3 protein-coding genes are annotated in these 3140 nt (G+C 72.2%); 1 reads left to right on the top strand and 2 read right to left on the bottom strand.

Annotated features, from left to right (window positions below):
- Positions 1 to 222: 222 nt before the first annotated feature.
- Entirely contained in the window at positions 223 to 618 is a 396-nt protein-coding gene (locus B2P18_RS11815; protein WP_029211681.1) for a LysM peptidoglycan-binding domain-containing protein, read from the bottom strand.
- A 256-nt stretch (positions 619 to 874) separates the two neighbouring features.
- Between B2P18_RS11815 and lexA the strand changes: the two genes are divergently transcribed.
- Positions 875 to 1573 (top strand): transcriptional repressor LexA, encoded by a 699-nt coding sequence (lexA, locus tag B2P18_RS11820; RefSeq protein WP_029211682.1) that lies wholly within the window; start codon positions 875 to 877, stop codon positions 1571 to 1573.
- 51 nt (positions 1574 to 1624) lie between these two features.
- Here lexA and B2P18_RS11825 read toward each other — a convergent pair whose 3' ends face one another.
- Complete coding sequence (locus B2P18_RS11825; RefSeq protein WP_286959815.1) at positions 1625 to 3109, bottom strand: alpha/beta hydrolase family protein; 1485 nt, start codon at positions 3107 to 3109, stop codon at positions 1625 to 1627.
- Between the last annotated feature and the right edge of the window lie 31 nt (positions 3110 to 3140).

Below are 3140 nucleotides of genomic sequence, written 5' to 3' on the forward strand. Positions count from 1 at the left end.
CCCCCTGATGGTGACCGCCACGACGCAGGTCATGGGCCCCGCCCGCCTGCTGCGACAGGCGACCGCGTCCGCCGGACGGCGATGGGCGCCGAGGGTCTTGCAGCGAGCACGTGCGACGTGCCCGGATGCCCTCTGGCGCAACATCGGTCGGGGCCGTTCGTGAGCGTCAACGTCCCAGCGGACGGATTTGCTCCCGGCGGAAAGGAAGGGAGATCGGCCCGATCAGGACGCCGGCACGACCAGGGTCTGGCCGGTCATGATCTGGTCGTTCTGCAGGTGGTTGGCCTTGACGAGGCGCAGGACGGCGTCGTCCGTGCGGACGCCGGGCATCTCACGGGCCGCGATCTCGGACAGGCTCTGGCCGCCCTCGACGGTCACGACGTGCGCGGCCGTGCCGGCGGGCGCCGCGGTGGCCAGCGACGACCAGGCGGAGAACGCCGCGACGGCGACGAGCACCGCCACGGTGAGGGTCATCGCGAGCCGCCCGCGCCGCGTGAAGCGCAGGCGACGGGGTGCACGGGCCGGGACGGCATCGCCGGTCGGCACCAGGTGCAGTCGGGGACGGCCGGGCACACGTGCCGGGGCGATGGTGTCGTCCCACGCAACAGCTGCACTCATTGGGTCCTCCTTCTCGACGAGCCGGGGTGGCTCGCTCATCCGTTCGATAGAACGCTTGTACGAAAGTACAGCATCCCCGGGGCTGATGTGAAGACTCGCGTCGAACGAGTGTTTGAAACACGCCTTCGACCCCGGTAGCCTTGGTGGCCACGGGAGATACTCAACCAGGCACCACTGACACACCCCCCGCCCCGAGTGTCTCCACCGCACATCACTGCAGGTCAGGGGCCCTGCCGGCATCGAGGGAGCGAGCACGATGGCCAAGGTCACCAACCTGCCGGAGCGCGACGGCGGGCAGCGCCTCACCGTCCGCCAGCGCAAGATCCTGGAGTTCATCCGCGACACGGTCGAGCGCCGGGGCTACCCGCCGAGCATCCGCGAGATCGGCGACGCCGTGGGTCTCGCCAGCGTCAGCAGCGTCTCGCACCAGCTGCAGACCCTCGAGCGCAAGGGCATGCTGCGCCGCGACCCCAACCGCCCCCGAGCCATCGAGGTCGTCTCCCCGGACTGGGCTCCCGAGGCGTTCCACACCGACGCCGACGACAGCACCGACGTGACGGGCACGCGCGACCAGCGGCCCCAGGCGTCATACGTGCCCGTCCTCGGTCGGATCGCCGCCGGTGTCCCGATCACGGCGGAGGAGGTCGTCGAGGACGTCTTCCCGCTCCCCCGCCAGGTCGTGGGCGAGGGCCAGCTGTTCCTGCTCAAGGTGGTCGGGGACTCCATGGTCGATGCCGCCATCTGCGACGGCGACTGGGTCGTCGTGCGCCAGCAGCCCGACGCCGACAACGGCGACATCGTCGCCGCGATGATCGACGGCGAGGCCACGGTCAAGACCTTCAAGCGCAAGCTCGGTCACCCGTGGCTGCTCCCGCACAACCCCGCCTTCGAGCCGATCGACGGCAAGCAGGCGACGATCCTCGGCAAGGTCACGGCGGTGCTGCGCTCCGTCTGAGCGCGCAACCGTCGGACCTCGCCGAGGGTGTCGAGGGTCAGACCACCGGCGTCAGCGACGCGGGCCGTAGGGGTCGCGGTCGGCCCGGTCGTTGACGAACGCGCCCGGTCGATAGCTCACGAAGGCTGCGCCGGCCAGGTTCGCCGCCTCGGCGACCCGCTGCAGCGACCGAGGCCTCACGGCGCCGGTCCATCGACCGGTGTCGAGGCGTTCCTGCATCGCCTGCACCGCGGCGACGTTCTCGGCAGGCGTGAACGTGCAGTGCCCCGTGCGCTGCACGTAGGCCTGGCGCAAGAGCGCGCCGGAGCCGGCTCGCTTCACCTTCGTCGCGTACTCGCTCGTGTACTCCACCGGCGCGGCCGGGTCCGCCACCGTGTGCATCGTCAGCACCGGCACGCGCAGCCGGCCGGTCGGGGCGGACGTGCGCTTCAGCCAGGTCACCGCCGCGGGATCGGCCGTCACGTCGGCGTCGCTGGTGATCTGCCGCAGGTCCTGCTTGAGGTCGAGGCCCGCCGAGCGATAGAGCCGAGCCACGTTGCCCGCCTGGTCGCTGCGGCGCAGGAGCCGGGCGTAGTCGACCCCCTTGTTCCACCCGCTGTCCCCGCCCGAGACCTCCTGGATGTCGACGCGCCGCGTCATCATCATCGTCAGCGACCCGATCAGGTAGGTGTACTGCGCCTGCTCGACGGCCACGGCGTCGCGCGCCTTGGGCGGGGTGGCACCTGTCGCCCACGTCGGCATGTTCATCAGGGATGCGGCGAGCGCGATCCGGGCGCGTCCCTGCGGGGTGGCCTGGGCCGCCTTGACGGCGTCGACCAGCCGCTGGGCGTTGGCCGCCGCCTCCTCCACGGACGCGAACTTCGTGAGCCGCACGTCCTCGCCGGGCAGCAGCAGGGAGGCGACGGCCTGCTGCCCGTCGAGCTGGTAGTTGTTGAGGTTGAGCCCGCCGCCGAGCAGTCCGCAGGTGCTGATTGCCGCGTCGATGTCAGCGTCGCGTCGCTCCGCCAGCAGGCTGCTCACCAGCCCTCCCATGGACCGGCCGAAGGCGATCGTGCGACGCGGCTCGCCGATGCGCGCCTTGAACTCGGCGAGCACGCCGAGCTGGTCGTCGACGGCGCTGCCGAGCGCCCATCCGGTCCGGGCGTATGACGACTGCGCCACGGCATACCCGCGTGCCTGCAGGGCCGCCGAGGTGGGGGCGAACCCGGCGTCCACGGTGGGGTTGACCGCGCCGGTGCGGAACCCGTGGCTGAACAGGATGACGTCGCCGTTCCAGCCGGCCGGGACCGCGATGTCCCAGGTGGAACCGTCGGGCAGGGTGCCCTGCTCGTGACGCGGCTCGGTGACGCGCGGCTCGGTGGCGCGCGGCTCGGTGGCGCGCGGCTCGGTGGCGCGCGGCTCGGCGCTGCGGGGCTCGGTGCTGCGGGGCGACCCGGCGGCGACCGCGGGTGCCACGGGGACGGCCAGGGCGCCGACGGCAGCCAGGGCAGCCGCGACGGTCGTGACTCGGGAGGGGCGGAGGGTGCGCGAGGACATGTCGACTCCTGGGGGGTGGGTCCGCGACGTC

The sequence above is a fragment of the Arsenicicoccus sp. UBA2120 genome, from assembly GCF_002330965.1.
Lineage (GTDB): Bacteria > Actinomycetota > Actinomycetes > Actinomycetales > Dermatophilaceae > Arsenicicoccus > Arsenicicoccus bolidensis.

What these genes read in the sequence shown, in the direction of transcription:
- B2P18_RS11815 (WP_029211681.1), bottom strand. Translation starts at nt 618, where the DNA reads ATGAGTGCAGCTGTTGCGTGGGACGACACCATCGCCCCGGCACGTGTG.
- lexA (WP_029211682.1), top strand. Translation starts at nt 875, where the DNA reads ATGGCCAAGGTCACCAACCTGCCGGAGCGCGACGGCGGGCAGCGCCTC.
- B2P18_RS11825 (WP_286959815.1), bottom strand. Translation starts at nt 3,109, where the DNA reads ATGTCCTCGCGCACCCTCCGCCCCTCCCGAGTCACGACCGTCGCGGCT.